This is a genomic window from Conexibacter woesei Iso977N, assembly GCF_000424625.1.
GTDB lineage: Bacteria > Actinomycetota > Thermoleophilia > Solirubrobacterales > Solirubrobacteraceae > Baekduia > Baekduia woesei_A.
In genome coordinates this window covers 1,340,447-1,366,347 of sequence record NZ_AUKG01000001.1, presented here as the reverse complement: position 1 = coordinate 1,366,347, position 25,901 = coordinate 1,340,447, and the positions used below count along the sequence as shown (strand labels likewise).

Genomic DNA, 25,901 nt, shown 5'->3' with positions numbered 1-25,901 from the left:
ACGACTCAGCGCGGCGCGGCGGCGAGCCAGGCGCTGCAGGCCTCGACGATCGCCGCCGCGGCCGCCAGGGCGTCGGTCGCCTCCCTGGGCGGGACGTCGGTGAGCGCGTGGTCGGCGGTGGTGCGGTCCTCGTAGAGGCGGCGCAGCGCGCGGGCGTGCTCGGGGGCCAGGCCGTCCTCGACGACGGTCTGGTGGCCGAAGGCCGCGATGACCCCCGAGGGCGTGACGGCCGGCTCGCCCGCGGCGATGAGCGTCGCCTCGGCGGCCAGCAGCGCCGCCCGGTAGGCGTGGGAGAGCGCCGCCTCGGGCCGCTCGGCGGCGATCAGCGCCGCTGCCGTGTCCAGCTCGCGCCTGGCCAGCTCCAGCCGCCGCGCGATCGCGGGCGCGTCGCCGTCGGCGATCTCCGGCGCGCGGCCCTCGACCGCGCGCACGCCCTCGTCCAGCGCCGCGCGCGACAGCACCGGGATCTCGTCGGCCAGCAGCGGCAGCGCGGTCACCACCGCGCCGTTGCGGACCGAGTGGCGCCACAGCGCCCGCTCCATCCGGCGCTTCTCGGCCCAGCGATCGGTGAAGTCCTCGAGGACGACGACCAGCTCGACCGGCGACTCCGGATGCGCCTCGCCGCGTGCCCACGCGCCGACCAGCAGCACGCAGCGCAGGCGGCGCCGGTAGATGCGGCGCAGGTCCAGCGCGACCCGGTGCGCGAGCCCGTGGCCGTCGAGCAGCCCCGGCAGGTCACCGGGCTCCGGATCGCTGCGCGCGGCGATCGCGTCGGCCGCGCCGTCGGCACCGACCAGCTCGTGCTCGACCAGCCACTCGATCGCCCGCCGCTCCCCGCGCGCATCGTGGAAGGCGAACCAGGCGCGGCGCAGCTCCGGGTACTGCCCGAGCGCGTCCTTGAAGCGCCGGAACGCACCGCGGCCGACGATCGCGCGCTCCAGCAGATCGCGCGCCTGGACGTCGCGGACGTAGGCGACGAAGTCCTCCATGTCGCCGTAGCCGACGGCGACCGGCAGCGGCTCGATCGCCACCCCGCCGTCCGGCGGCCCGAAGTGCGTCTGGATCGCCCCGCTGTCTGCGTCGATCGTCCAACCGTGCTCGTCGGAGTGGTCCTCCAACGCGAGGGCCAGATCCGCCAGGTCGATGTCCTCGACGCAGAGCACGGCACAGGCGATCGTAAGCGCGGGGACCGCGCGATGCCAGCGATCCCCGCCCGACGATCAGGCCGGTTTGTGGACCATCGCCACTTTGCACAGCTTCCGCCCGCTGCGCAGGACGAACTCCCGGAACCCGCGAACCACGGGTGTCTCTGAGCGCTCCGGGTCCCACACCATGCCGAGCTCGCGCTCGGCGCCCTCGTCGCGGACGCGCAGGTGCGGCGTGGCGGTCGTGACCTCCTCGGCGGCGACCCGCTGCGGCGGGATCAGCGCGACGCCGAGCCCGGCGGCGACCAGGCCGCGCAGCGTGGCGACCTCGTCGCCCTCGAACGCGACGCGCGGCTCGAAGCCGGCACGGCGGCAGAGGTCGTCGATCACCGCGCGCAACGCCGTGTCCGCGTGCAGCGTGACGAACGGCTCGCGCGCGACCTCGCGCAGCCACACCGACCTGCGCCCCGCCAGCGGGTGGTTCGGCGGCACCGCCAGCAGCAGCGGCTCGGTGACCAGCGGGTGCCACGCCCAGCGCGTCCCGGCCGGCCGTGGACCCATCATCAGCAGGTCGGCCTCGCCGTCGTCGAGCGCCTCGACCAGCGGCGCGCCGCCGCGCTGCGCCAGGCGGAAGCGGACGTTGGGATGGTCCTCGCGGAACGCGCCGACCAGCGCCGGGACCATCCACGACCCGAGCGTGTGCAGGAACCACAGGCGCAGCTCGCCGCGCTCGGCGTCGGCCAGGTCCGACAGCGCGGCGGCGCCGGCGTCGAGCTCGTCCAGCGCGCGCTGCGCGTAGGCGAGGTAGCGGCGGCCGTGGTGGTTGAGCGCTACGACGCGGCCCCGGCGGTCGAACAGCTCGACGCCGAGTTGTGCTTCAAGTCGCCCGATCGCGCGCGACAGCGCGGGCTGTGAGATGTGCATGTCCTTGGCGACCGCCGTCATGTGCGGCCGCTCGGCCAGCGCGGCGAACCAGCGCAGCTCCTCGGTGTTCATCGTGGGCTACATGATGCCGACGCATCGGTCAGCGCGCAAAGATGCATTGGAAGAATGACGATATCCGTCCGATACTGGAGGGAGTGGACACCGTCGACGAGTTACGCACCTTGCAGCATCCCGGTCACACGACCGGATCACCGGGTCTCCGCCGCGTCGCCATCGCCCTCTTCGCCGCCGGCCTCGGGACCTTCGCCCTCCTCTACTCGACCCAGGCGCTGCTGCCGATCCTCGCGGACGGCTTCGGCGTCTCCCCCGGCGCGTCGGCGCTGACGCTGGCGGTCACGACCGCGGGCGTCGGGATCGGCCTGATCCCCGCCGCGTGGCTGAGCGACGCGATCGGCCGGACGCGCGTCATGACGACGTCGCTGGTCCTGGCCGCGCTGCTCGGGCTGGCGGGCGCGGCCGCGCCGACGTTCAGCATGTTGTTGATCCTGCGCGCGCTGGAGGGGCTGGCGCTCGCCGGGCTCCCGGCGGTCGCGATGGCGTACCTGACCGAGGAGGTCCACCCGTCGGCGCTCGGCGGCGCGATCGGCCTCTACATCGGCGGCAACGCGATCGGCGGCATGGCCGGGCGGCTGCTGGCCGGCGGGCTCGCCGACGTCGGCGGCTGGCGCGTGGCGAGCGCGGGCGTCGGCCTCGTCGGCGTCGTCTGCGCGGTGACGCTGCTGCGCGTGTTGCCCGCCTCCCGGAACTTCACGCCGCGCCCCGTCGGGTCGGCGCGCGAGGCGCTGGACCGGCTGCGCGCCCCGCTGTCGGACCCGGGCCTGCTGCGCCTCGACGCGATGGGCGCGCTGCTGATGGGCACGTTCGTCGCGGTCTACAACGGGCTCGGCTTCCGGCTCGCCGCCGAGCCGTTCCACCTCTCGCCCGCCGCGCTGGCGCTCGTCTTCCTCGTGTACCCGATCGGGAGCGCGTCGTCGGCGCAGGCCGGGCGGCTCGCGGATCGCGTCGGGCGCCGCGTCGTCCTGCCGCTCGGCGTCCTGCTGACCTGCGCGGGGCTGGCGCTGACGGCGACCGCGTCGCTGCCGCTGATCGTCGTCGGGATCGCGACGCTGACCGCGGGGTTCTTCGCGGGGCACTCGGTCGCCTCGTCGTGGGTCGGGCGCCGGGCGCGCGGCAGCGCCGGGCAGGCGTCGGCCCTGTACCTGCTGGCCTACTACGGCGGCTCGTCGGTCGCCGGCCCGCTGGCCGGGACCGCCTGGAGCGCCGACCGCTGGACCGGCGTCCTGGCGATCGCGGGCGTCATGCTGGCGCTGGCGTTGTTGGTGTCCTTGCGCCTGCGCCACACGCCGCCGCTGGCGCTCGCGCACGCGGGCTAGCTCGACGCCGAGCCGTCCGAGTACGTCACGCCGAACGCCGAGCCGTCGGTGGAGACCGCGCCCGGCGTCGCCGAGCCCGCGCCGGTGGTCGTCGCCTGCGTGGTCGTGGCGCCGGGGTCGTCGTCGCCGCCCGGGCCCCAGGCGCCGCGGCCGCCCGGTCCGGAGCCGGGGCCGCTGAAGCCGCCGTGGCCGGAGGCGGTCTGCTCGGGCTGGAGCGCGATCGCCACCGCGTTCCAGGCCGAGTCCAGGATCCCGCCCGCGTGGCCGGAGGTCGTCGTGGCGCGCGCCGACGTGAAGGTGGTGGAGCCGAACCTGGCCAGCGCGGTCTGGCGGCAGGACGACGACGCGCTGCCGAAGCACAGCGACGGCGCCTCGACGATCCACTCGGCCGAGGAGAGGTCGACGGCGTCGGCCCTGACGATCTTGGTGGCCTTGGTCCTGCGGGTGAGGTTGGCGAGCGTCAGCGTCACGACCCTCGTCGCCGGCGCGACCGTGGCCGAGGCGAACATCTGCTCACCGGGCTTGATCGTGAGCTTCGCGGTCGACGCCACGTCCGGGACGACCTCGAACCAGCCCTCGTAGGTCGCCTTGCCGTCGGCGCTGCAGTCGGACTCCGTGCCGAGCTGCTCCAGCGCCTGCGAGCCGGTTGCGTAGCCGCCGAGCCCGACCCAGTTGGCCGAGTACGTCGCGCCCGACGTCGCCGAGCAGTCGACCGCCGGCACCGTCCACGCGCCGCTGATCCGCTTGAAGTCGACCCCGACCCGCCGCGCCGCGTACCCGGCCCAGTTGCTCGACGTCGCCCTCAACGACGCCGCCGACGCGCCCGCAGGCACCACCGCGGCACCCACGACGACAGCAAGAACACCAACTCGACGGATCCAGGTCATCACCATGACGACGCCCAGGGTGACGCGTCGTGAGCGCCTTTGAGCGAACTCTTAGGTCCGGGAGTAGCCTCGCGCCATGTCCATCGACCCGACTCGCACCGCCGTCGTCCTGATCGAGTACCAGAACGACTTCACCTCGGAGGGCGGCGCGCTGCACGGCGCGGTCCAGGGCGTCATGGAATCCACCGGGATGCTGGAGAACACCCGCCGCCTCGTGGACGCCGCGCGCGCCGCCGGGGCCACGATCGTCCACGCGCCGATCACCTTCGCGCCCGGCTACAACGAGATCTCGGCGCACCCGTACGGGATCCTCAAGGGCGTCGTCGATTCGACCGCGTTCGTCAAGGGCGAATGGGGCGCGGAGATCGTCGACGCGCTCGCGCCCGCCGCGGGCGACATCGTCGTCGAGGGCAAGCGCGGGCTCGACACGTTCGCGACGACGAACCTCGACTTCATCCTCCGCGCCCGCGGGATCGACACGATCGCCTTGGGTGGCTTCCTGACGAACTGCTGCGTCGAGTCGACGATGCGGACCGGGTACGAGAAGGGCTACAGGGTGATCACGCTGAGCGACTGCGTCGCGGCGACGTCGGCGGAGGAACAGGCCAACGCGTTGTCCTACAACTACCCGATGTTCAGCGAGATCACGACGTCCGACGCGCTGATCGGGGACCTCAAGGGCGCGGCGCCCGCGCCGGCTTAGCCGCCGCGTAGCGCTCGAGCCCGTCGTCGGGGACCGGCAGCCAGGCGGGCGCGTCGGCGGTGAAGTTGTGGAACGTCGGCCGGATGCCGGGGTCGTCGTCGAGGGTCCCGAGGCGGATCGAGACCTCGGGGCCGTCCGGCCAGGTGCCGCCGAAGAGGCTGGAGCCGCAGGTGGTGCAGAAGGCCTTGGCCATGCCGCCGTCGGGCCTGTAGGTCCGGATGCAGTCGGCTCCCGACAACAGCGTGAAGTCGGCGATCGGCACGCGGCCCTGCGTCGAGGCGGCGGCTCCGGTGTGCTTGCGGCAGCGCGAGCAGTGGCAGAAGTTCGCGCGCAGGAAGGGGCCGGTCACGGCGTAGCGGACCGCGCCGCAGAGGCAGCCGCCGTGGACGGGCTGATCGGGCGAGGGCATCGCCCGATGATGCCTACTCCAGCGGCCCGACGGCGGCCTCGACCGCCTGCACGAGCGCGCCGTTGCGCACGAGCTCCTCGGCCGCGCGCAGGTCGGGCGACAGCCAGCGGTCGGCGCTCGGGCCGGGGACGACGTGGCGCAGCTGCTGCAGCGCCGCGGCGGTTCCGGCGGCGGGCTTCAGCGGCGAGCGGAGGTCGACGGCGCAGCCGGCGACGCACAGCTCGACGGCGAGGATGCGGGTCAGGTTGGCGACGGAGACGCGCAGCTTGCGCGCCGCGCCCCAGCCCATCGACACGTGGTCCTCCTGCATCGCGCTGGTCGGCAGCGAGTCGACGCTCGCGGGCGCGGCGAGCCGGCGGTTCTCGGCGACCATCGCGGCCTGCGTGTACTGGGCGATCATGTACCCCGAGTTGACCCCCGCGTCCTCCGTGAGGAACGGCGGCAGCCCGTGCGACCGCGCGGGATCGAGCATGCGGTCGGTCCGGCGCTCGGCGATCGCGCCGACCTCGGCGGCGGCGATCGCCAGGAAGTCCAGGACGAACCCGACCGGCGCGCCGTGGAAGTTCCCGCACGACTCGACGCGGCCGTCGGGCAACACCATGGGGTTGTCGATCGCGCTGCGCAGCTCGGCCTCGGCGACGCGGCGCGCGTGGTCGACCGTGTCGCGCGCGGCGCCGGCGACCATCGGGGCGCAGCGCAGCGAGTAGGCGTCCTGCACGCGGTCGTCGTTCCAGCGGTGCGATGCGACGATCGGCGACTCGGCCAGCAGCGTCCGGATGTTCCTGGCGCTGATCGCCTGGCCCGGCTGCGGGCGCAGGCCGACGAGGTCGGCGGCGAAGACGCGGTCGGTGCCGAGCAGGCCCTCGACCGACAGCGCGGTCGTGATGTCGGCGACCTTGAGCAGGTTGTCGAGGTCGGCGAGCGCCAGGACCAACATCCCCAACATGCCGTCGGTGCCGTTGATCAGCGCGAGCCCCTCCTTGGCCTCGAGCGTCAGCGGCGCGATCCCGGCGTCGCGCAGCGCGTCGGCCGCGGGGCGCAGGATGCCGTGCCTGTCGTGGACCTCGCCCTCGCCGAGCAGCGCGAGCGCGCAGTGGGCCAGCGGCGCGAGGTCGCCGGACGCGCCGAGCGAGCCGTGCTCGCGCACGACCGGCGTGATCCCGGCGTTCAACAACCCCAAGATGGTCTCGGCGACCACCGGCCGCGGCCCGGACCGCCCCATCGCCAGCGTCCGCGCGCGCAGGACCATCATCGCCCGGACCACCTCGCGCTCGACCGGGTCGCCCATCCCGGCGGCGTGCGACCGGACCAGCGCGCGCTGCAGCTCCTCGCGGCGGTCGTCGGGGATCACGACGTTGGCGAGCGAGCCGAAGCCGGTCGAGACCCCGTAGGCGGGCTCGGGCGCGTCGAGCAGCCCGGCGACCACGGCCGCCGACTCCTCCATCTTGGTCCGGGCGTCGTCCGCCAGCACCGCCTCGGCGTCGCGCCGCGCGACCGCGACGACGTCCTCGGCCTTCAACCCGATCCCACGCACCTCGACGCTCATGCGAGAACCGTAGACGCCGCGCGCCGTGGGGCCACGTCCGTTCCGTCTCGGATCCGAGACACGTCGGCGGAGCGACCGGCGCTCGAGGGCTCACGCCGCCGCCCCGAAACGCCGATTGAGACATCTGTACCGGTTTTGGTACATTCGTACCGATGGCCTCCTCCCCAGCCACCAATTCCCCCTCCTCCCCGAAGACCGCGCCCCGTGGCGAGGCGCGCAAGGCCGCCATCACCGAGGCGGCGCTGACCGTCATCGCCCGCGTCGGTCCCGACGGCCTCACCCACCGGCTCGTCGCCGCCGAAGCCGGACTCCCCCTGGCCGCCACGACGTACTGGTTCGCCTCCAAGGAGGACATGGTGCGGGCGGCGCTGGAGCACGCGATCGAGCGCGACCTCCAGCACGTCGACGCGCTGCGCGCCGACTCCCGCGAGTGGACCAAGAGGACGATCGCCGCCGAGCTGGCGGCGTACATCGAGCGCGCCTGCACCGAGCGCCGCGAGTGCGCGGTCGTCGACGGCGCGCTGTGGCTCGAGGCGCTGCGGCGCCCGGAGCTGCGCCCGATCGCCAAGCGCTGGGTCGACGACTACACCGACGTGCTGCAGGAGGTCCTGCGCAACGTCGGCGCGCCCGCGACCCACGACGACGCCGAGCTGCTCGGCGCGGCGATCGACGGCATCGTCTCCCACCACCTGGTCATCGCCGGCCCGTTCGACCGCGCGACGGTCGCCAAGCAGCTGGGCCGCCTGACCGCGGCCCTCGTCAAGGCGGGATGACGCGATGTCCCCCGCCACCGCAGTGCGCGCCCCCGGGGTGCCGCGCACGCTCGCTCTTGCTCTTCTCGCTCGCGTTCCGCCGTCGGCGCTCGGCCTCCTGCTCGTGCTGCAGGTCCGCCACCTCGGCTTCTCCTACGCGATCGCGGGCATCTGCTCCGGCGCCTGCGCGCTCGGCATGGCGGCGTTCTCGCCGCTGCTGGGCCGCGCGATCGACCGCTTCGGCCAGCCGCTCGTCCTGACGCTCACCGGCGCGGTCGTCACGTTCGCCGTGGCGGCGTTCGCGCTGCTTCCGGCCGGGACGCCGGCACCGGTGTTCGTGCTCGTCGCCGCGATGATCGGGGCCGTCCAGCCGCCGATCTCGTCGTGCGTGCGCGTGCTCTGGCGACGGATCCTGGACCGGGAGGGCTTCAACGCGCTCGTCACGCTCGACGCGTCGCTGCAGGAGCTGGCGTTCATGACCGGCCCGCTGGTCCTGATCTCGATGGCGAGCGCCACGGGCGCCGCGATCGCGCTGGCCTCGGCCGGCCTGCTGCTCGGCGTCTGCTCGCTCGTGTTCGCCGGCCTGCCGGAGACGCGGCGCCTCGGCGGGCCGCGGCATCATGATGAACATGCTCCGGTCCGGCCCGCGGGCGGCGCGCTGTCGTCGCCGGGCGTCCGGCTGCTGCTGATCGTCGCGACCGCGATGGGCGTCGCGTTCGGCGCCACCGAGCTGTCGATCGTGACGCTCGCCGACCACCTCGGCCAGAAGCCGGCGACCGGCCTGATGTTCGCGCTCTGGGGCGTCGGCAGCTTCATCGGCGGCGTGCTGTGGACGCGCGGGCACGCCAGCGACAGGGATCCCGTCAAGGCGATGATGTGGCTGATCACGATCTGCGGCGTGGCGTCGTTCCCGCTCGGCGCGTCGCCGTCGATCGCGGTGCTCGGGCTCGGCCTGGCCGTCGCGGGCGCGGCGATCGCCCCGCTGTTCGGCGTGTTGTACGCCTTGATGGCGGACGTCGCGCCGGAGGGGACGCTGACCGAGGCCTACACGCTGGAGACGTCGGCGATCACCGGCGGGATCGCGCTCGGCTCGGCGACCGCGGGCCTGGTCGCGTCGAGCTTCGGCGCCCCGGCGACGTTCGTCCTGGCGGGCGTGGCCTACCTGGTCGGCGCGCTGGCGACGCGGATGCGCCGCTGCGACCTCGCCGACCGCGTGGGCGCGCCCGACGCGCCGAGCCCGACGCTGCACGCGGCGACGGCCGAGCTCGTCTAGCTGTCGAGCGGCGTGAGGATCGCGAACGTGCGCTCGTCGCCGGCGATCCCGGCGAGGCGCCTGCGACGGCGCCGGCCGAGCTTGCTCGCCCCGACCAGGACGGTCTCGTAGCGCCCGGCGGCCAGCACCTTCGCGAGCCAGACCTCGGCGCGGCCGTGGCGGCACACGACGCCGCACTCACCGCCGTCGCCGAGCCGGCAGACGCGCTCGCGCAGCTCGTCCTCGGCGCGCAGGCGCGAGTCCTCGGCCCACGGGCGCGGCATCATCATCCAGCCGCTGGCGGCGACCGCCCACCAGAACGGCATCCGCGCGGGACCGCATACGGTCACCTTCGCGCCGAGGGCCGCGGCGCGCGCGTTGGCGACCGGAAGCGCCTCCGCGAGCCCACATTCGTCCATCGCCACGACAAGCACGCCCGCAGCGCCGCGACGGATGCGTCCAGCATCCTGCCGTCCCGCCGGGACCTTCAGGTCGATCACTGCGTCTCCTCCAAGATCGCCGATCTGTGCCGACTGTACACCGGACGACTGGGCGCGTGCTGAGCCTTTCGTCCAGGTGTTCCTTCCACCGGGTGCCCACACCTTGCGATTCGGGCCTCCACCCTCCCGAACACAGGAAGACCCCGCCGAGGAGCGGTCGCGTTGATGCCAGCCTGCTGGGCATGGCCCTCTCCCCTCCCCTCTGCAGCGAGCCCGCGGACGCGGTCGTCGAGCTGACGTCGCGGGCCGCCTTCGCCCGCCCGGACCTCGCGACCGCCTTCAAGGACGACGGCTGGATCGCCGTCAGGATCCCGGACGTCGTCATCAACACCGCCGGCCTGGCGTTCGCCGCCGGCGAGCTGGCGCTCGCGCGACCCGCCGTCGCCCGCCACCCGTCGGACTTCATCGCGTTCTCGGAGCGCCTCGCGTCGCTGGTCGGCCTGCGCCACGGCCTGCACTTCGAGTTCCTCGACGAGGCGGCACCCGCCTAGGCGGTGAGTCCAAGTCGTCTGACCCCCACATATCAGGGGCCAGACGACTTGGACCTGCGCCTGACGGCGATCGCGTCGGCGCGGGTCTCGGCGAGGACGAGGCCGATGGCGCCGAGCACCTCGGCGCGCTCTCCGAGCGAGCCGGGGACGACCTGGGCGTCGGCGGCGATCGCGGGCATGGCCGAGCGGGCGATGCCTTCGGCGACGGCGTCGACGAGGACGTCGCCGACGACGCCGAGCTCGCCGCCGACGATCACGCGCTCGGGGTTGACGACGTTGCAGATCGCGCCGACCGCGCGGCCGACGGTCCGGCCGGCGTCGGCGAACAGGCGCCGCGCGCCGGGGTCGCCGTCGCGGGCCAGCGCGATCGCGCCGGCGACCGTCAGGTCCGGGCCGTGGAGCGGGCGCAGGTCGTCCAACAACGCGGCGGCCGACGCCACGGTCTCCAGGCAGCCACGGTTGCCGCAGCGGCAGATCCGGCCGTCGCGGTCGGCGACGACGTGGCCGAGCTCTCCGGTCAGGCCGGAGTGGCCGAGGAACAGCCGGCCGTCGAGGATCAGCCCGGCGCCGATGCCGCCGGAGAGCATCACGTAGACGACGTTGCGCGCGCCGCGCCCGGCGCCGTCGCGGACCTCGGCCAGCGCGCCGAGGTTCGCGTCGTTGCCCATCAGGACCGGCCGGCCGAGCCGCCGCTCCAGCTCGCCGCCTGGCGCGAACGGGCCCCAGCCGGGCAGGATCGAGGTGGCGCCGCCGGAGCGCGCCGGCGTCGCGCCGGGGTCGGCCGGGCTGCGCATGATCGGCGCGCTGACCGCGACGCCGATCCCGACGACCTGGTCGCGGCGCAGCCGCGCGCGCCTGAGCTCGGCGCCGACCATCCTCGCCGCCAGCGCGATCGCCTCGCCGGCCCGCGCGTCGACGTCGATGTCCCTGCGCGCCTCGGCCAGCACCGCGCCCGAGAGGTCGGCGACCGCGACCCGGACCAGGTCGTGCCCGAAGTCGATCCCGACCGCCGCGCCCGCCGCGGGGTCCAGCGCGAGCACGGCCGCCGGGCGCCCGGCGCCGCCGTCGCCCCCGCCGTCGCGCTCGGCGACGAGCCCTTCGGCCAGCAGCTCGCCGACGAGCTTCGACACCGTCGTCCGCGACAGCCCCGTCGCCTCGATCAGCTCGACCCGGCTCGCCGGGCCCGAGCGCAGGAGCGCGTCGAGGACGCGCAGCCGGTTGCGGTCGGCCGTCGGCACGCGGCTAGCGCAGGCCCATCAGCACGTCCACGACCAGCTGGTCCAGGCGCTCGTTGAAGTACCCGCGCTGGGCGAGCGCGTCCAGGGTGGTGGACTCGGCCTTCAGCGCCTCCGCCTCGGCGAGGCCGCCCGGGACCGAGGGCTCGGCGAGCTCCGGCACCGACGCGGCGGCCAGCGCCTCCTGGACCTCGGGGAGCGCGTCGAAGTGCTTGGCCTTCTCGGCGAGCGCGAGGTAGGTGCGCATGCAGCCGCGGGCGAAGTCCCAGACGCCGTCGGCGTCCTCGGTCCGGTAGGCGTGCGCGTCGAAGTGGCGGGGGCCGTCGTAGCCGGCGCGCTCGAGCAACCGCACCAACATGAAGGCCTCCTTGAGGTCCTCGGCGCCGAAGCGGAAGTCCTGGTCGTAGCGGCCGATCCGCTGGGCGTTGAGGTCGATGTGGAACAGCTTCCCGGCCCACAGCGCTTGGCCTACACCTTGGTGGAAGGCCAGGCCCGCCATGGTCTCGTGGGCGACCTCGGGGTTGACGCCGCACATGTCCGGTCGGTCGAGGGTGGTGATGAAGTGCAGCGCGTGGCCGACGGTCGGCAGCCACAGGTCGCCGCGCGGCTCGTTGGGCTTGGGCTCGATGGCGAAGCGCAAGTTGTAGTCCTGCTCGACGACGTAGTCGGCCAGGATGTTGATGGCCTCGCGGTAGCGCTCAAGCGCGTCGCGCGGGTCCTTGGCCGCGCCGACCTCGGTGCCCTCGCGACCGCCCCAGAAGATGTAGTTCTCGGCCCGCAGGCGAGCGGCGAGGTCAATCGACTTCATGGCCTTGCCGATCGCCGCCCGGCGCACCGCGCGGTCGTTGGAGGTAAAGGCGCCGTCCTTGAACGCGGGGTGGCCGAACAGGTTGGTGGTGGCCATCCCGATGCCCATCGAGCGCTCCTGCAGCGCGGCGTCGAAGCGCGCGACGATCCGCTCGTGCTCGGCGGCGGGCGTGCCGTAGGGGACGAGGTCGTCGTCGTGCAGCGACAGGCCCCAGGCGCCGAGGTCGGCGAGCCGGTGGACCGAGTCGACCGGGTCGACAGGCGCGCGCACGGGATCGCCGAACGGGTCGCGGCCGGGGTTGCCGACGGTCCAGAGCCCGAACGTGAAGCGATGCTCGGGTCGCGGGGTGAGTGCGTCGCTGTCGGTCGCCATGGCCGGATTGGTACCAGATTCCGGGCGTGTTTTGCCCACCTCTGCGCAGAATCGACGCAATGTCGTTGCAGGTTCTGCGCAGTTCTTGGCAATATCTGCACGATGCGCTTCGCGGGAATCGACGTCGGGACGACCTCCGTCAAGGGGCTCGTGATCGACGAGACCGGGACGGTGGTGGCCGAAGCCGAGGCGTCGTACCCGCTGTCGACGCCGCGGCCGGGCTGGGCCGAGCAGGACCCCGAGGACTGGTGGCGCGCGACGCAGCAGGTCCTGGCCGAGCTGCGCGGCGCGGGCGGCGCGCCGATCGACGGGATCGGGCTGACCGGGCAGATGCATGGGCTGGTCGTGCTGGGCGCCGACGACGAGCCGTTACGGCCGGCGATCCTGTGGAACGACGGGCGGAGCCAGCCGCAGTGCGATGCGGTCGAGGCTCGGGTCGGCGTGGAGCGGCTCGTCGCGCTGAGTGGGAACCGCGCGCTGGCCGGGTTCACCGCGCCCAAGTTGGTGTGGTTGGCCGAGAACGAGCCCGAGACCTTCGAGAAGATCCGGCATGTCCTGCTGCCGAAGGACTACGTGCGGTTCCGCCTGACGGGCGAGCGCGTCACGGATGTCGCGGATGCCTCCGGCACGCTGCTGCTCGACGTCGGCGCGCGGGCGTGGAGCCCGGAGCTGCTCGAGGTCTTCGGTGCGGATGCGGCGTGGCTGCCGCGCGTCGTCGAGTCGCCCGAGGTGAGCGGCTACACGCAGGACGGCGTCCCGGTCGCCGCCGGCGCGGGCGACCAGGCGGCGGGCGCGCTCGGCATGGGCGTTGTTGATGAACAAGGCCCGGCGTCGATCGTGCTGGGGACGAGCGGCGTGGTGTTCGCGGCGCGGGACCAATACGCCCCGGACCCAGAAGGCCGGCTCCACGCGTTCTGCCATGCGGTCCCGGGCGCGTGGCATGTGATGGGTGTCGAGCTGTCCGCGGCGGGCGCCCTGCGCTGGCTGCGCGACGCGACCGGCGGCGCGGAGTTCGGCACGCTCACCGCCGAAGCCGCGCGCTGGGAGCCGGGCGTCGAGGGATTGCGGTTCGCCCCGTACCTCTCCGGCGAGCGCACGCCCCACGCCGACGCGAACGTCCGCGCGGCGTTCCTCGGCCTCGACCTGCGCCACGACCGCGGCGCGCTGACCCGCGCGGTGCTCGAAGGCGTCGCCCAGGGGCTCGCCGACGGGTGGGACCTGATCGACCCGAAGCCTACGATCGGGCGCTTCTCCGGCGGCGGCGCGCGCTCGGCGCTGTGGACCGACATCGTCGCCGCCACGCTGGACGTCCCGCTGGAGCGCACCGCCTCCGAGGCCGGCGCCGCGTTCGGCGCGGCGCTGCTCGGCGGCGTCGCGGCCGGGGCGTTCGCAACCGTCCAGGACGCCGTCGCCGCCTGCGTCCACCCCACCGCGCGGACCGAGCCGGACCCGGACCTCGCCGCCGCCTACGCGCAGCAGCGCGCGTCGTTCCGCGCGCTGTACCCGGCGCTGAAGGCCGCGGACGGCCAGGCTTAGGCCACGAGGCCCCGCCGGATCGCCTCGGCCACGGCGGAGGCGCGGTCGCTCACGCCAAGCTTGGCGTACAACGTGCTCAGGTGGACCTTCACGGTCGCCGGGCTCAGGTGCAGCTCCCTGCCCATCGCGATGACCGTCAGTCCCTGCACCGCCAGCTCCAGGACCGAGCGCTCACGCTCAGTGAGGTCGAGCGTCTGGCGCTCGGCCCGGACCTGGATCTCCCCGATGACCTGATGCTCGACGTCGGCCCCCAGCGAGCGGACCCCGGCGGCGACGCGCAGGACCGCCTCCTGGATCTCCCGCATCGAGGCGTCCTTGGTGACGTAGCCGTAGCCGCCGGCGGCGAGCGCGTCGTAGACCGTCGCGCCGTCGCGATGGGCGCTCAGGAACAGCACGCGCGTCGGCAGCTCGAGCTGCGCGAGCCTGGCGGCGACCGACGGGCCGCTGTGGATGGGCATCTCGACGTCGAGCACCGCGACGTCGGGCCGGACGTTGACGATCAGCTCGACGGCCTCGGCGCCGTCGTTGGCGGTACCGGCGAGCGCAAGCTCCGCTGACTGGTCGACCGCACGGCTGAGCGCGTCCAGGTAGACCGGGTGGTCGTCGGCCACGACGACGCTGTAGGTCATGCCTCATCCCCTTGAGATTTTGACTACGTGATCGCTGAGTATCCCCTATCGGCGAGCGGTACTCGCCGTCATCGGACACGGAGGCGCGCTGCCGTCATGCTGCTGACGCTCCCTCCGAGCGGCTCAGCCGGTCGGCGGCGTGTCGGCGGCGTCGGCCGCCTCGAGCTCGTGCATGGCCCGCTCCAGCGGGGTCGGCAGGCCCTGCCGGCGGCGGCGCGTCGCGGCGGCCTGGTCGCCCGCGATCACGGCGACCAACACCAACAACAACACGATCGCGATCAGCAGCGCGCTGGCGTCGAGCGCGCCGAGGCCCGCGCCGAGGACGACCGCCACCGCGGCGCCGAGCGGGCGGCGCCAGCCGAGCGTCCCGGACACGCGCAGGCGGAAGAGCGCGTGGGCGAGCAGGTAGAGCGCGGGTCCGGCGACGACCGCGATCAGGTCGGCCGTCTCCAGCGACTCGCCGGGATGGGCGATCACCAGCTCGTCGCCGACGGCGGACACCACGATCGCCGCGACGAGCACGACGTGCAGGTAGGTGTAGGCGTCGCGCGCCATCGCGGTCCGCTTCGGCCCGGCCTTGCGCAGGCGCATCTCGGCGATCCGGGCGACGCCCGTGAAGTACAGCCACCACAGCGCGGCGGTGCCGAGGAACGCGGTCCCGAAGGCGACGAGCGTGTGCGCGTCCAGCCCCAGCTCGGAGGTCGTCGCGCCGGTCACGACGACCGACTCGCCCAGCGCGATGATGATGAACGCCCCGAAGCGCTCGGAGAAGTGGGAGGTCTCGACCTCCCACGCGTCGATCGTCAACGCGCGCCCGGGCAGCCGGAACGTGACGAGCGGCGCGGCGTAGTCGATCGCCAGCGCGATCAGCCAGAGGATCGTCCGCGCGGGGCCCTCGTCGACCAGCGCGCCCGCCAGCCAGAACGGCGCGGCGAAGCAGAACCACACGAGGATCGCGGCGGCGCGCGTGCGCTCCGGCTCCCCCGCGTCGGCGGCCGCGAACGTCAGGAACGTGTGGCGGCCGATCTGAATCGCCAGGTACGACACGATGAACAACAGCGCGTCGTCGCCGAAGGCGTGCGGGATCGCGACGGCCATCAGGAGGCTCGCCAGCATCAGCGCGATCATCAGCAGGCGGACGACCGGCGACTCCGGGTCCAGCTCGTTGGTGACCCACGTCGTGTAGTTCCACGACCACCACACGACGAGCAGCAGCAGCGCGGACTGGCCGGCGCCGGTCCAGTCCAGGTGGCCGAGCAGGTGGTGGCTGATCTGCGTGACGGCGAAGACGAAGACCAGGTCGTAGAACAGCTCCAGCGACGTGGCGCGCTGCTCGTCTCCTCGGGGGCGGGCGAAGTGCGTCATGTTGGTGTGGGTCGCAGCCTAGGCGGGCGCGTTGTCCAGCGCCATCGCGACGAACGCGCGCGTGGCGGGGCTGGCGCGCCGGCCCTCGGGGGTCGCCAGCGAGATGATGAAGCGGGGCGCGTGGCGGCGGATCGGGATGAACGTGATGTTGGGGTCCGGCGTCCGGACCTGGGCGGGCGAGACGATCCCGACCGCGAGGCCGTGGCGGATGAAGTCGGCGACGGTCGCGACGTCGTTGATCTCGTAGGCGATCGTGCGCTGGACGCCGGCGGCGGCGAACGCGCGGTCGTTGGCGATCCGGATGCCCCACGTCGGCGGCAGCTCGGCGAACGGCTCTTGTTGGAGGTCTTGGAGGGAGACGCTGCGGCGGTGGGCCAGCGGGTGGTCGAGCGTGCACGCGAAGCGCAGCGGCGGCTCGACGATCAGGTCGAGCCTCAGGCCGGGCAGCGTGTCGTCGGGCATGCCGAGGAACGCGACGTCGAGCTCGCCGGTGCGGACGCGCTCGGCCTGCTCGGCGCTGCCGCCCTGGCGCGCGGTGACGGTGACCGCGGGGTGCGCGGCGCGGAACGCGGAGATCGCGGCGGCGACCGAGATGCCGCCGGCGCCGAGCGTCGCCTGCATGATCCCGAGGCGGATCGTGCCGCGCAGGCCGCCGCGGACCTCGTCGACGGCGTGGGCGGTGTTGGCCGCCGCTTGGAGGGTCTGGCGGGCCTCGGGCAGGAGCGCGTGGCCGGCGTCGCTCAGCTCGACGCGATGAGTTGTGCGGTGGAAGAGGCGGACGCCCCACTCGGCCTCGAGGTTGCGGATCGTCGCGCTGACCGCGGACTGCACGACGTGCAGGCGCTCGGCCGCGCGGGAGAACGAGCGCTCCTCCGCGACGGCGACGAAGGTCTCGAGGTGTCGCAGCTCCATCGCGGTTCGCAACGTTATCGCGCAGGGAGATCACCGTCATTGTGGATATGCGTGTCGGATGATGAAGAGCGGTGGCATGGTGTCTTACATGACCCGCTCCCTCCCCACCGCCTCCGCGTCGCGCAGGCACCACGGCATCGGCTTCTACGCCGTCGCCTTCGCGTTCCTCGCGGTCATGGCGTTCTCCACCGTCCCCAGCCCGCTCTACGGCCTCTACCAGGCGCGCGACGGGTTCTCATCGTTCATGGTCACGGTCATCTACGGCGCGTACGCGATCGGCGTCGTGACCGCGCTGCTGACCGCCGGCCACATCTCCGACTGGCACGGGCGCCGCCGCGTGCTGATCCCCGCGATCGTCCTGTCGATCGTGTCGGCGGTGCTGTTCCTCGTCTGGCGCGACACGGCCGGGCTGATCGCGGCCCGGATCGTCAACGGCCTGTCGGTCGGCGTCGTCGCGGCGACCGCGACCGCGTGGCTGGCCGAGCTGCACTCCGCGGCGCGCCCGGACGACTCCCCTCGGCGTGCGCAGCTCACGGCGACCGCCGTCAACGTCGGCGGGCTGGGCCTCGGCCCGCTCGTGTCCGGGTTCCTGGCGCAGTGGGTCGGCGCGCCGCTGACGGTCCCGTACGTGGTGTTCTTGGTGTTGTTGTCGGTGGCCTTGTCGGTCGTGGTGTTCACGCCCGAGACGCGCGACCGCCCGGACCCGTTCCCGGCCTACCGCGTGCAGCGTGTGTCGGTGCCCGAGGAGTCGCGCGGCGCGTTCGCCGCGGCGGCCGCGGGCGCGTTCCTGGCCTTCGGCGCGCTGGGGCTGTTCACCGGGCTGGCCGGGACGTTCCTGGTCGGCACGCTGCACCACACGTCGCACGCGCTGGTCGGCGTGACGATCGCGGCGATGTTCGGCGGCGGCGTGCTGATGCAGACGCTGGCCGCGTCGTGGGCCCCGCGCCGGACGCTGGCGAGCGGGATCGTGTTGATGGTCTTGGGCATGGCGCTGGTCACGCTGGCCGCCTGGCTCTCGACGCCGTCGCTCGGCGTCTTCATCGCCGGCGGCGCCGTGATGGGCGCAGGCGCGGGCGCGGTCTTCAAGGGCTCGGTCGCGACCGTGATCCAGATCTCCCCCGCCGAGACCCGCGCCGAGGCGCTGGCCGGCCTGTTCCTGGCGGGCTACGTCGGCCTGTCGATCCCGGTCGTCGGCGCGGGCATCGCGCTGCAGTTCACCTCCGCGAAGAACACGCTGCTCGGCTTCGCGATCCTCGAGGCGGCCGCGATCCTCGCCGCCGCACCGCGCCTGCTGGGCGCGGGCGCGCCGAGGCGGAGCGCGCCGGTGGCCCAGCCGGTTTAGAATTCTGCGTCATGTTTTCGCAGGGAGTCTGCAATGAACGCTGATGCGATCGTCGTCGGGGCCGGCCTGGCCGGCCTCGTCGCCGCGAGTGAGCTGGTCGAGGCGGGCAAGCGGGTGGTGCTCGTCGACCAGGAGCCGGAGGCGTCGCTGGGCGGCCAGGCGTTCTGGTCGTTCGGCGGGATCTTCCTGGTGAACTCGCCCGAGCAGCGGCGGATGGGCGTCAAGGACTCCTACGAGCTGGCGTGGCAGGACTGGCAGGGGACGGCCGGCTTCGACCGCCCGGAGGATCTGTGGCCGGCACGCTGGGCCGAGGCCTACGTGCAGTGGGCGGCGGGCGAGAAGCGGGAGTGGATGCACGGCAGGGGCATCCGGTTCCTGCCGAACCCGGGCTGGGCCGAGCGCGGTGGCTACGACGCCAACGGGCACGGCAACTCGGTGCCGCGCTTCCACGTCACGTGGGGCACGGGGCCGGGCGTGATCGCGCCGTTCGTGCAGATCGTGCGCGACGGCGTGGCGCGCGGGCTGGTGGAGCTGCGGTTCCGGCACCGCGTCGATGCGCTGAACGTGACCGGCGGAGTTGTTGATGGGGTTGCCGGGTCGGTGCTGGCGCCCTCGGGCGTGGGCCGTGGCGAGGCGTCGTCGCGCGAGGTCGTCGGGGAGTTCTCGTTGAGCGCTCCGGCGGTGATCGTCACGTCGGGCGGGATCGGCGGCAACCACGAGCTGGTCCGGAAGGTCTGGCCGCAGCGGCTCGGCACGCCGCCGGCGCGGATGATCTCCGGCGTACCGGCCCATGTCGACGGGCGGATGCTGCAGATCGCCCAGGACGCGGGCGCGAGCACGATCAACCCCGACCGCATGTGGCACTACGTCGAGGGCATCAACAACTGGGACCCGATCTGGCCGATGCACGGCATCCGGATCCTGCCGGGGCCGTCGTCGCTGTGGCTGGACGCGACCGGCAGGCGCCTGCCGGTGCCGCTGTTCCCGGGGTTCGACACGCTCGGGACGCTGGAGCACATCCAGACGACCGGCCACGACTACACGTGGTTCGTGCTGACGCAGAAGATCATCGAGAAGGAGTTCGCGCTGTCGGGCTCCGAGCAGAACCCGGACATCACGAGCAAGTCGATCGCGGCGGTGTTGAAGACGCGCGTCGGCAAGGGCGCGCCTGGGCCGGTCGACGCGTTCATGAGGCACGGCGCGGACTTCGTCGTGGAGACGTCGCTGGAGCGGCTGGTCGCCGGGATGCAGGCGCTGGAGCCCGACGTCGAGCTGCCGTTCGCGCAGGTGGAGAAGGAGGTCGTCGCGCGCGACCGCGAGATGGCCAACACCTACACCAAGGACCTCCAGGTCACCGCGATCCGGGGCGCGCGCAAGTACCTCCCGGACCGCCTCGCCCGCGTGGCGACGCCGCACCGGCTGCTGGACCCGAAGGCCGGGCCGCTCGTCGCGGTCAAGTTGTCCATCTTGACGCGCAAGTCGCTGGGCGGGCTGGAGACCGACCTGCAGTCGCGCGTGCTGGGTGAGGACGGGGCGCCGCTGCCGGGCCTCTACGCCGCGGGCGAGGTCGCCGGCTTCGGCGGCGGCGGGATGCACGGCTACCGCTCGCTCGAAGGCACGTTCCTCGGCGGCTGCCTCTTCAGTGGCCGCGCGGCCGGGCGGGCGGTAGCGTCCGGCGGGTGAGGTTCGACTACGCCTGGTCCGACCGCGACGCGATCCTGTACGCCTTGAGCGTCGGCGCGCGCGTGGAGACGGACCTGGCGCTGCTGTACGAGGGGTCGGCGGAGTTCCACACCGCGCCGACCTTCGCGCTGGCCCCGATGGCGGGGTTGGTGATGCCGATGGTGGAGGAGCTCGGACTCGAGTTGGGGTCCTTGCTCCACGCCGGCCAGTCGCTGGAGCTGCACCGCCCGATGCCGCCGTCCGGCTCGGCGGTCGTGGAGCGGCGCGTCGTCGAGGTCGTCGACAAGACCCGCGCCGCGCTGGTGATCTGCCACGACACCGTCGGCGACTACGCCACCGCGACCTCCACCTGGTGGATCGCCGAGCCGGGCGCCGCGTCGCGCCTGGCGAAGCACGCCGCGCCCGCGGAGCCGCCCGCCGCCGCGGAGACTCCGGCCGCCGCGCCTCCGCCCGCCGCCGCCCCTTCGCGCGCGCCGGACTTCCGCGCGGTCTTCGTGACGACTCCGGAGCAGAGCGCGTTGCATCGTCTCTCCGGCGATCGGAACCCGGTGCACATCGACCCCGCCCTCTCCGCCGCGACGGGGCAGGGGCGGCCGTTCCTCCATGGGCTCTGCACGTTCGGCGCGCTCGGCCTCGCGTTGCAGCGGGCGCGTGGTGGCCGGCTCGTGCGGCTCGAGGGGCGGTTCACGGCGCCGGTCTTCCCGGGCGAGGCGATCGAGCTCGAGGCGTGGGACGACCTCACGGTCGCGCACGCCGTCGTGGGCGGCAGGACGGTCCTGGGTCCGGTCGCCGCCGCGTTCGGCGCGTAGGATCACGGCGTGCCCACGCCATCGGCCACCGTCACCGCGAGCACCGACGAGGACCGCGACGCGCTGTTCGCGCGGTTCATCCCGGTCAGGCTCGAAGACATCCTCACCGGTTGGGGACCGGTCCCGGCGGTCGTGCGCAGCAGCAACCAGTCCGGCCCGTGGGACGTGCCGGGCTCCTCGCGCACGGTCCACCTCAAGGACGGCTCGACCGCCCGCGAGGCGGTCACCGACTGCCGGACGCCCGCCTACTTCGCCTACACCGTCAAGGACTTCACCAACCCGGTCAAGCACCTGGCCGCGGAAGCGCACGGGCAGTGGTGGTTCGACGCGCGCCCCGGCGGCGGCACCGACGTCCGCTGGACCTACGCGTTCGTCCCGCGCAACGCGGCCGCGGCGGCGATCCTGCAGCCGATCGTCGCGCACGCCTGGCGGCGGTTCATGCGCGTGGGACTCGAGACCCTTCTCGCCCAAGCGCGCTGAACGCCGCGCCGAGCGCGACCAGCGCCACGGCGACCGCCGCGCCGCCGATCTTCCAGTGGTCGAGGTTGTCGGTCAGGACGTCGTAGACCGCGAGGCGCAGCCTGCCGGTCTCGCCGCTCGCGCTGATCGACGCGCGCGCCAGCGCGTCGCTCAACACCACCAACAACGTCGCGACGCCGACGGCGATCCCGGCCCGGACCAGCCCCGCCGCCGCGCTGCCCGCGGTGAGCAACACCCCCAACAACGCGAGTACCGCGCCCGGGATCGCGATCCCGCGGACGATCCTGATGACGTCGGTCGCGCGCTTGGCGTCGGCGACCTCGTCCTTCGTCAGCACGACCACCGGCGCGGGGTCGGCGATCGCGTCCGGGACGCCCGCGGCGCGCAGCGCCGGGATCGCCGCGACCTTCGCCCGCAGCGCGGCGGCGACCGGCGCGAGGTCGAGCGTCAGCGGCGCGGTCACGCTCCCGTCCAGCCGCGCGGCGAGCCGCGCGTGCCCCGCGCGCTGGACCGAGCGCCACGCCCTGCGGTAGGCGGCGGTCTGCACGAGCGCGTCGGCGGCGGTCCGGATCTGCGCGCGCACCGCGGCGCTGTCGGCCCCCGGGACGCCCGCCGCGCCGAGCCGCGCGGTCGCGACGTTGACGAGCTCGTCGGCGACCGCGGACTGGACGTGCTCGTCGCTGGCCAACGGCGCGGCGACCCTGTCGAAGTGGTCGGTGTCCGTCGCCAGACCGTACGCCCACCACGTCCCCAGCGCGACCGCCGGCAGCAGGCACGCGAGCACGAAGCAGAGGACGGCGAGGGTCCGGCGCACGACGGTCGAGTCTACGGCGGACACTGCGGCGGCACGCGTCCGGACGAGGTGCCGTCGGGGTTCCGACAGGTGAGCGTTAGCGCGCGCGATCCGTGGTTAGCCTCGGGATCGAGGCGGCGCCCTCACCCCCCACACGACCGCGCCGCCATCTCACCATGCCTCTGAACCGGACCTTGCTGATCCCGGCGGCGCTGGTCGCTGCCCTCCTGGCCCTGCTGCTCGGCCCAATCGCCGCCTCGGCGAACACCAGCCACGAGGGCTGGCCGCGCATCACCGGCGTCTTGTTGATGAACAAGCAGGATCAGAGCCGCCCGCTCGACGCGCGGCCCGGCCACGACCTGTTCGGGGGCGCCGACCCGTCGTACTCGTGCGACGGCGTGCACAAGAACCGCTCGTGCGCGTCCGGGTCCGGGTCGGTCGCGCGGCGCGGGCACAACGAGCTGCTCGGCGGCCACGGCAACGACACCATCTACGCCGGGCCGCAGGGCGACGTGATCTGGGGCGACTACAAGCCGTCCGGCCAGCCGGCGTCGCAGACCGACCGCCTCACCGGCAGCGGCTCGCGCGACATCATCTTCGCCTCGCACGGGACGAACATCATCCGCGCGGGCGGCGGCAACGACTGGGTCAAGGCGCACTTCGGCCGCGGGATCGTCGACTGCGGCGGCGGGCATGACGTGTTGTACGTGTCGCGGCGCGCGCAGAAGTCCTACAAGATCCGGCACTGCGACGTGATCTCGCACAAGACGCTCGGGCGCTGAGCGCATGGCAGGATGGGGCGATGCCGTCCCCGTCCTCGAAGGCCACCGCCGCCGCCGACCGCGCGTGGCTGGCGGGCGACCCGCCGGCGAGCGAGATCCGCGAGCGGTTCCCGGCCGAGTGGGCGACGGTCCAGAGGGAGCTGACGGCGGTCGTCGACGCGGGCGACGTCGAGGCGATCAAGCGCTACGCGGCGCGGGTGGCCGGCGGCGGCGGAGGTCCGGCGGTCCGCAACGACCGGGAGGCCGTGCGGGTCATGGCGCGCCAGCGGCTGGCGGCCGACGCGCTGCGGCAGATGGGCGTCGCAGCGGCGACGGGCGTCACGGGCGGGAGGCTGCGGTTCGGCCTGGTGTCCGGGTGGATCACGCAGCGGCTGCTGTTCGCGGGCGGCGGGCTGGAGCGCAAGCCGGTGTCGATGAGGGCGTTCCGGTTGTTATGGCCCTTGGTCAGGAACAAGTCGTACTTGATGCCCTTGGTCGAGCCGCGAGGGATCTACTGCTTCTACTCGCGCGAGCTGGTGCGCGGCCTGCGCGAGCTGATCGGCGACCGGGCGCCGTGCGTGGAGATCGCCGCGGGCGACGGGACGCTGTCGCGGTTCCTGCGCTCGGAGGGTGTCGACGTCGTCGCGACCGACGACCACTCCTGGCAGAAGACGCGGCGCGAGCAGGTCGGCGACGTGGTCGTGCAGGATGCCGTGGCCGCGCTGCGCGAGCGGGCGCCGCGGGTGGTGCTGTGCTCGTGGCCGCCGGCCGGGAACCCGTTCGAGGCCGAGGTGTTCCGGACCGCGAGCGTCGAGGTGTACGTGGTGGTCGGGTCGCGGTCGGAGTTCGCGGCGGGCAACTGGGACGCGTATCGCGCGGCGACCGAGACCGGCTGGACGCTGGAGGAGGACGAGGCGCTCGGCGCGCTGGTCCTGCCGCCGCAGATCGCGAGCGCGGTGTGGGTGTTCCGGCGGCGGGCCGATGGGTAGGCGTGGGGCGATGAGCGACTACACCATCATCGATCCGACCGCGGCCGACGACGTCTACGAGGGCAGCGACGTGCCGGGGTCGTTCCGGCCGCTGGGCGAGGCGTGCGAGGCCGAGCAGCTGGCGCTGACGTTGATCCAGGTCCCTGCGCACTCGGACTTCGAGCAGGGGACGGGGCACTTCCACGAGGAGATCGAGGAGGTGTACATCTTGGCCCGGGGCACGCTGACGATGCGCTTCGGCGACGACGTGCAGCGCGTGTCGGCGCCCGCGGTCGTCCGGGTGGCGCCGAGGACGAAGCGCTCGCACCGCAACGAGGGCGACGAGCCCGTCGACATGTACGCCGTCTCCCGCGCGCTCGGCCACGGCGACGCGACGAAGATCGACGACTTCTGGGAGGCATCGCCCGACGCCTCCCAGAAGCGCTGAGTTGTTGTAGCGGTCGCTACTTGACGGTCAGGTCGGCGTGCATGCCGGCCATGTAGTGCCCGCCGACGTTGCAGATCAGGGCGTAGTGGCCCTTCTTGAGGTTCAACGACAGCTTCTTGGACTTGTGGCCCGCGAGCTCGACCTCGCCGACGGAGCCCTTCTCGGAGGCCTTGCCGTTGACGAGCTTCAGCTTGGCGGCCTTGGTGTTCGTCTTGATGACGACCAGCTCGTGCTCCATCCCGGAGCTGTTGCTGACGTTGAACGTCACCTTGCCGTGCGGCACCGACGTCTTGCTCGGCGTGACCTTGAAGTCACTCAACTTGACGTTGTCGCTGACCGCGGCATCCGCGACCGCAGCACCGACACCCAACGCACCGAGCACCGCAAGTCCTGCCACAACACGATTTCTGGAGTTCATGACCGAGACTGACACCGGTCGGCTCCGGATCCTTCCCGACCGATGTCAGGCCGCGGTCAAGCCGTCACTTCAGGGTGGTGGACTTGGTCACCGGCTTGCCGGTGGCCGTGCCCCTCTTGCCGCGGACGGAGACGCGGAGGGTGGTGTGAAGGGATGTGGCGTGGGTGAGGTGCTTGGCCGCTGAGGTGGAGAGCGGCACGGTGACGGAGGTCGGTTGGCCGGCTTGGAGGGTGCCGCCGATGTGGCCGACCTTGACGGGGGCCTTGGGGGTCTTCTTGGTCAAGTGGTAGCGCTTGGCGTCGGCGGGTGAGACGAGGAGGTCGACGCCGAGGGTGCAGGTGCGGGCGCAGGAGAGGACGGCCTTGAAGCCGTCGTGGCGGAGACTCGCCAGGGTGTTCGAGGACGGCGTCACCAGGAGGCCCAGGCCTTGCGCCGTGTTCGTCGTCAGCTGCAGCGACGTCGGCGACGGCACCTGCGACGACGTCCCCAGGCGGATGTAATACGTCTTGCCCTTCAGCGCGTTGAAGGCGACGGTCGCGGCGTAGTCGTCCTCGGTGTAGTCCTGGCCGAGGCGGCGCAGGCGGTTGATGGTGGAGCCGCGCGACTCGAAGACCTGCAGCGTCACGGTCGTCGCCGAGGCCCCGACCGACGCGTTGTAGGCGGTGCTCTCGCTCGGCGTCAGGCGGTACCAGATCGAGCCGGTGTCCTCGCGGTAGGACGGCTCCCCGAGCTCCAGCGAGGCGAAGGCCAGCGAGGCCGGGAACGTCCCGGTCGCGCTCAGCGGCGTCGCGTCGGAGAACGCGTCGTTCAGCGGCGCGGTCTGGGGCGTCAGCCGCAGGTGGAAGTTCCCGCCGTCCGGGAAGCGCACGCCGTCACGCTCGGTCGACACGCGGATCCAGTACAGGGTCGCGGCCCTGGCGCTGAACGAGCGGCGGTCGCCGGGGCAGTCGCGGTAGGAGTTCACCTTCGTCTCGACCACGCCGAAGCCGCCGGGCCCGCCGGTGTAGACGTCGATATGGCTCGTGAAGTTCGCGTCGCAGGTGTCGGCGAGGATCTTGATGTCCCTGTCGGGCCGGTAGGTGAACCAGACGCTGCGGTCGAGCCCGTGGCGGGTGCCGCCGTCGTCGGCGGCGACCAGCGGCGAGGGCTCGTCGGCGTCGAGCGTCGCCTCCACCGTCGTGCCGGACACGAACGCGGGCGCCGCCGGGATCGCCACGGCGGCTCCCGGCGAGTCGTTGCCGGGCGGGAAGGCGAGCGCGGAGGCCGGCAAGGCGGCGGCGAGCGCGACGACGGCAGCGGCGAGGGCGAGGCGGAGAGCGTTCTTGATCATGAGCGGTCC

The 25,901-nt window shown here is 73.3% G+C and carries 27 protein-coding genes; 13 read left to right on the top strand and 14 right to left on the bottom strand.

Features of this window, described 5'->3' with window-relative positions:
- Positions 1 to 5: 5 nt before the first annotated feature.
- Positions 6 to 1,163 (bottom strand): UPF0158 family protein, encoded by a 1,158-nt coding sequence (locus tag H030_RS36495; protein WP_051221896.1) that lies wholly within the window; start codon positions 1,161 to 1,163, stop codon positions 6 to 8.
- Positions 1,164 to 1,220: 57 nt separating this feature from the next.
- A complete protein-coding gene (locus tag H030_RS0106610; RefSeq protein WP_027005538.1) occupies positions 1,221 to 2,141 on the bottom strand; it encodes a LysR family transcriptional regulator in 921 nt (306 codons plus the stop codon).
- Positions 2,142 to 2,251: 110 nt separating this feature from the next.
- On the opposite strand from H030_RS0106610, the gene H030_RS0106605 reads away from it, so the two are divergent.
- The gene (locus H030_RS0106605; protein ID WP_027005537.1) at positions 2,252 to 3,463 is read left to right on the top strand and encodes an MFS transporter; all 1,212 of its coding nucleotides are present in this window, start codon (positions 2,252 to 2,254) and stop codon (positions 3,461 to 3,463) included.
- Here H030_RS0106605 and H030_RS36490 read toward each other — a convergent pair.
- Positions 3,460 to 4,350 (bottom strand): G1 family glutamic endopeptidase, encoded by an 891-nt coding sequence (locus tag H030_RS36490; RefSeq protein ID WP_196809023.1) that lies wholly within the window; start codon positions 4,348 to 4,350, stop codon positions 3,460 to 3,462. The genes H030_RS0106605 and H030_RS36490 overlap by 4 nt on opposite strands.
- A 76-nt stretch (positions 4,351 to 4,426) precedes the next feature.
- Here H030_RS36490 and H030_RS0106595 point away from each other — a divergent pair, with 76 nt between their 5' ends.
- Positions 4,427 to 5,053, top strand: coding sequence for a cysteine hydrolase (locus H030_RS0106595; protein WP_027005536.1), 627 nt, complete (start codon positions 4,427 to 4,429; stop codon positions 5,051 to 5,053).
- Here the strand turns inward: H030_RS0106595 and H030_RS29860 are convergent.
- A complete protein-coding gene (locus tag H030_RS29860; RefSeq protein WP_051221889.1) occupies positions 5,025 to 5,462 on the bottom strand; it encodes a GFA family protein in 438 nt (145 codons plus the stop codon). The two genes, H030_RS0106595 and H030_RS29860, sit on opposite strands and share 29 nt — an antisense overlap.
- 13 nt (positions 5,463 to 5,475) lie before the next feature.
- Complete coding sequence (gene hutH, locus H030_RS0106585; RefSeq protein ID WP_051221887.1) at positions 5,476 to 7,008, bottom strand: histidine ammonia-lyase; 1,533 nt, start codon at positions 7,006 to 7,008, stop codon at positions 5,476 to 5,478.
- Between the two features lie 152 nt (positions 7,009 to 7,160).
- On the opposite strand from hutH, the gene H030_RS29855 reads away from it, so the two are divergent.
- Positions 7,161 to 7,781: a TetR/AcrR family transcriptional regulator gene (locus H030_RS29855; RefSeq protein WP_051221886.1), complete on the top strand. Its 621-nt coding sequence runs from the start codon at positions 7,161 to 7,163 to the stop codon at positions 7,779 to 7,781.
- A gap of 4 nt (positions 7,782 to 7,785) precedes the next feature.
- The gene (locus tag H030_RS29850; RefSeq protein ID WP_081690566.1) at positions 7,786 to 9,033 is read left to right on the top strand and encodes an MFS transporter; all 1,248 of its coding nucleotides are present in this window, start codon (positions 7,786 to 7,788) and stop codon (positions 9,031 to 9,033) included.
- Here the strand turns inward: H030_RS29850 and H030_RS0106570 are convergent.
- Positions 9,030 to 9,512: a hypothetical protein gene (locus tag H030_RS0106570; protein WP_155891877.1), complete on the bottom strand. Its 483-nt coding sequence runs from the start codon at positions 9,510 to 9,512 to the stop codon at positions 9,030 to 9,032. The genes H030_RS29850 and H030_RS0106570 overlap by 4 nt on opposite strands.
- A 182-nt stretch (positions 9,513 to 9,694) precedes the next feature.
- Between H030_RS0106570 and H030_RS0106565 the strand changes: the two genes are divergently transcribed.
- On the top strand, positions 9,695 to 10,003 hold the full coding sequence (locus H030_RS0106565; protein WP_027005533.1) for a hypothetical protein: 309 nt from the start codon (positions 9,695 to 9,697) through the stop codon (positions 10,001 to 10,003).
- A 32-nt stretch (positions 10,004 to 10,035) separates the two neighbouring features.
- Here H030_RS0106565 and H030_RS29845 read toward each other — a convergent pair whose 3' ends face one another.
- Positions 10,036 to 11,241, bottom strand: a complete 1,206-nt coding sequence (locus H030_RS29845; protein ID WP_051221884.1) for an ROK family transcriptional regulator — start codon at positions 11,239 to 11,241, stop codon at positions 10,036 to 10,038.
- 4 nt (positions 11,242 to 11,245) lie between these two features.
- A complete protein-coding gene (gene xylA, locus H030_RS0106555) occupies positions 11,246 to 12,418 on the bottom strand; it encodes a xylose isomerase (RefSeq protein WP_027005532.1) in 1,173 nt (390 codons plus the stop codon).
- Between the two features lie 102 nt (positions 12,419 to 12,520).
- Between xylA and xylB the strand changes: the two genes are divergently transcribed.
- On the top strand, positions 12,521 to 13,954 hold the full coding sequence (xylB, locus tag H030_RS0106550) for a xylulokinase (RefSeq protein ID WP_027005531.1): 1,434 nt from the start codon (positions 12,521 to 12,523) through the stop codon (positions 13,952 to 13,954).
- Here xylB and H030_RS0106545 read toward each other — a convergent pair.
- The 3 genes from H030_RS0106545 to H030_RS0106535 form a co-directional block, all read right to left on the bottom strand.
- A complete protein-coding gene (locus H030_RS0106545; protein ID WP_027005530.1) occupies positions 13,951 to 14,583 on the bottom strand; it encodes a response regulator transcription factor in 633 nt (210 codons plus the stop codon). The two genes, xylB and H030_RS0106545, sit on opposite strands and share 4 nt — an antisense overlap.
- A 123-nt stretch (positions 14,584 to 14,706) precedes the next feature.
- Positions 14,707 to 15,948 carry a low temperature requirement protein A gene (locus H030_RS29840; RefSeq protein WP_035125937.1) on the bottom strand — a complete coding sequence of 414 codons (1,242 nt, stop codon included), beginning with the start codon at positions 15,946 to 15,948 and terminating at the stop codon, positions 14,707 to 14,709.
- A gap of 18 nt (positions 15,949 to 15,966) precedes the next feature.
- Complete coding sequence (locus H030_RS0106535) at positions 15,967 to 16,860, bottom strand: LysR family transcriptional regulator (RefSeq protein WP_035125935.1); 894 nt, start codon at positions 16,858 to 16,860, stop codon at positions 15,967 to 15,969.
- 88 nt (positions 16,861 to 16,948) lie between these two features.
- Here H030_RS0106535 and H030_RS29835 point away from each other — a divergent pair, with 88 nt between their 5' ends.
- From H030_RS29835 to H030_RS29830, 4 genes are read left to right on the top strand one after another with little or no spacing between them, the layout of a single operon-like run.
- Positions 16,949 to 18,202, top strand: coding sequence for an MFS transporter (locus H030_RS29835; RefSeq protein ID WP_081690565.1), 1,254 nt, complete (start codon positions 16,949 to 16,951; stop codon positions 18,200 to 18,202).
- 33 nt (positions 18,203 to 18,235) lie between these two features.
- Positions 18,236 to 19,885, top strand: a complete 1,650-nt coding sequence (locus tag H030_RS0106525) for an FAD-binding dehydrogenase (RefSeq protein WP_027005528.1) — start codon at positions 18,236 to 18,238, stop codon at positions 19,883 to 19,885.
- The gene (locus H030_RS0106520; protein ID WP_051221881.1) at positions 19,882 to 20,694 is read left to right on the top strand and encodes a MaoC/PaaZ C-terminal domain-containing protein; all 813 of its coding nucleotides are present in this window, start codon (positions 19,882 to 19,884) and stop codon (positions 20,692 to 20,694) included. The genes H030_RS0106525 and H030_RS0106520 overlap by 4 nt, the downstream gene beginning before the upstream one ends.
- Positions 20,695 to 20,703: 9 nt before the next feature.
- Entirely contained in the window at positions 20,704 to 21,174 is a 471-nt protein-coding gene (locus H030_RS29830) for an SRPBCC family protein (RefSeq protein WP_051221879.1), read from the top strand.
- Here H030_RS29830 and H030_RS0106510 read toward each other — a convergent pair.
- A complete protein-coding gene (locus H030_RS0106510) occupies positions 21,131 to 21,988 on the bottom strand; it encodes a hypothetical protein (RefSeq protein ID WP_027005526.1) in 858 nt (285 codons plus the stop codon). The genes H030_RS29830 and H030_RS0106510 overlap by 44 nt on opposite strands.
- A gap of 155 nt (positions 21,989 to 22,143) precedes the next feature.
- Between H030_RS0106510 and H030_RS0106505 the strand changes: the two genes are divergently transcribed.
- The 3 genes from H030_RS0106505 to H030_RS39565 are packed head-to-tail and all read left to right on the top strand — an operon-like array spanning position 22,144 to position 24,144.
- Positions 22,144 to 22,749, top strand: coding sequence for a hypothetical protein (locus H030_RS0106505; RefSeq protein ID WP_027005525.1), 606 nt, complete (start codon positions 22,144 to 22,146; stop codon positions 22,747 to 22,749).
- A 20-nt stretch (positions 22,750 to 22,769) separates the two neighbouring features.
- Entirely contained in the window at positions 22,770 to 23,717 is a 948-nt protein-coding gene (locus tag H030_RS39570) for a hypothetical protein (RefSeq protein WP_051221877.1), read from the top strand.
- A gap of 10 nt (positions 23,718 to 23,727) precedes the next feature.
- Complete coding sequence (locus tag H030_RS39565; protein ID WP_027005524.1) at positions 23,728 to 24,144, top strand: cupin domain-containing protein; 417 nt, start codon at positions 23,728 to 23,730, stop codon at positions 24,142 to 24,144.
- A gap of 16 nt (positions 24,145 to 24,160) precedes the next feature.
- Here H030_RS39565 and H030_RS0106490 read toward each other — a convergent pair whose 3' ends face one another.
- Both H030_RS0106490 and H030_RS0106485 read right to left on the bottom strand, forming a co-directional pair.
- Positions 24,161 to 24,577 carry a plastocyanin/azurin family copper-binding protein gene (locus H030_RS0106490; RefSeq protein WP_155891874.1) on the bottom strand — a complete coding sequence of 139 codons (417 nt, stop codon included), beginning with the start codon at positions 24,575 to 24,577 and terminating at the stop codon, positions 24,161 to 24,163.
- Between the two features lie 49 nt (positions 24,578 to 24,626).
- Positions 24,627 to 25,892, bottom strand: a complete 1,266-nt coding sequence (locus H030_RS0106485; RefSeq protein WP_027005522.1) for a hypothetical protein — start codon at positions 25,890 to 25,892, stop codon at positions 24,627 to 24,629.
- Positions 25,893 to 25,901 lie beyond the last annotated feature (9 nt).

Coding starts and splice junctions, on each gene's coding strand:
- H030_RS0106610 (WP_027005538.1), bottom strand. CDS start 2,141: ATGAACACCGAGGAGCTGCGCTGGTTCGCCGCGCTGGCCGAGCGGCCG.
- H030_RS36490 (WP_196809023.1), bottom strand. CDS start 4,350: ATGACCTGGATCCGTCGAGTTGGTGTTCTTGCTGTCGTCGTGGGTGCC.
- H030_RS0106595 (WP_027005536.1), top strand. CDS start 4,427: ATGTCCATCGACCCGACTCGCACCGCCGTCGTCCTGATCGAGTACCAG.
- H030_RS29860 (WP_051221889.1), bottom strand. CDS start 5,462: ATGCCCTCGCCCGATCAGCCCGTCCACGGCGGCTGCCTCTGCGGCGCG.
- hutH (WP_051221887.1), bottom strand. CDS start 7,008: ATGAGCGTCGAGGTGCGTGGGATCGGGTTGAAGGCCGAGGACGTCGTC.
- H030_RS29855 (WP_051221886.1), top strand. CDS start 7,161: ATGGCCTCCTCCCCAGCCACCAATTCCCCCTCCTCCCCGAAGACCGCG.
- H030_RS29850 (WP_081690566.1), top strand. CDS start 7,786: ATGTCCCCCGCCACCGCAGTGCGCGCCCCCGGGGTGCCGCGCACGCTC.
- H030_RS0106565 (WP_027005533.1), top strand. CDS start 9,695: ATGGCCCTCTCCCCTCCCCTCTGCAGCGAGCCCGCGGACGCGGTCGTC.
- xylA (WP_027005532.1), bottom strand. CDS start 12,418: ATGGCGACCGACAGCGACGCACTCACCCCGCGACCCGAGCATCGCTTC.
- xylB (WP_027005531.1), top strand. CDS start 12,521: ATGCGCTTCGCGGGAATCGACGTCGGGACGACCTCCGTCAAGGGGCTC.
- H030_RS0106545 (WP_027005530.1), bottom strand. CDS start 14,583: ATGACCTACAGCGTCGTCGTGGCCGACGACCACCCGGTCTACCTGGAC.
- H030_RS29840 (WP_035125937.1), bottom strand. CDS start 15,948: ATGACGCACTTCGCCCGCCCCCGAGGAGACGAGCAGCGCGCCACGTCG.
- H030_RS0106535 (WP_035125935.1), bottom strand. CDS start 16,860: ATGGAGCTGCGACACCTCGAGACCTTCGTCGCCGTCGCGGAGGAGCGC.
- H030_RS29835 (WP_081690565.1), top strand. CDS start 16,949: ATGACCCGCTCCCTCCCCACCGCCTCCGCGTCGCGCAGGCACCACGGC.
- H030_RS0106525 (WP_027005528.1), top strand. CDS start 18,236: ATGAACGCTGATGCGATCGTCGTCGGGGCCGGCCTGGCCGGCCTCGTC.
- H030_RS0106505 (WP_027005525.1), top strand. CDS start 22,144: ATGCCTCTGAACCGGACCTTGCTGATCCCGGCGGCGCTGGTCGCTGCC.
- H030_RS39570 (WP_051221877.1), top strand. CDS start 22,770: ATGCCGTCCCCGTCCTCGAAGGCCACCGCCGCCGCCGACCGCGCGTGG.
- H030_RS39565 (WP_027005524.1), top strand. CDS start 23,728: ATGAGCGACTACACCATCATCGATCCGACCGCGGCCGACGACGTCTAC.
- H030_RS0106485 (WP_027005522.1), bottom strand. CDS start 25,892: ATGATCAAGAACGCTCTCCGCCTCGCCCTCGCCGCTGCCGTCGTCGCG.